General features: G+C 48.4%; 1 protein-coding gene. It reads right to left on the bottom strand.

Going from position 1 to position 339, the window contains the following annotated elements:
* Nucleotides 1-89: 89 nt before the first annotated feature.
* A partial coding sequence (locus tag F8C76_RS19445; RefSeq protein WP_152132968.1) for a WS/DGAT domain-containing protein occupies nt 90-339 on the bottom strand: 250 nt, incomplete at its 5' end.

The following is a 339-nucleotide window of genomic DNA, read 5'->3' on the forward strand; positions in this document are numbered from 1 at the left end:
TACAGCAGAAATGCGCGTTGATTATCGACTCAATCACCAAGCTGCAATGTTGTTAGGGAGCCTCTATACATCAAGTCACCATTACCGAATCAAGGCTCCAGCTCCACCAGCGATTCTTCGAGATAAACCAGAAAACGCTGAATATGAGGCAACGTGTCACGGCAACCGATCACGCCAAACTCAAGGCTATTCTTGTAGCTCACCACAGTGATATTTAGGGCGTAACCATGCAGAACCAATGACACCGGATAGGTAGCCAACATCTCCGCACCATTGAGATGAAGCGTTTCCTTCGGCCCCGGCACATTGGAAATCACTAGGTTAAACATGGGGCTTACG

The sequence above is a fragment of the Flagellimonas olearia genome (genome assembly GCF_009184425.1).
In the GTDB taxonomy this organism is placed as follows: domain Bacteria; phylum Bacteroidota; class Bacteroidia; order Flavobacteriales; family Flavobacteriaceae; genus Flagellimonas; species Flagellimonas olearia.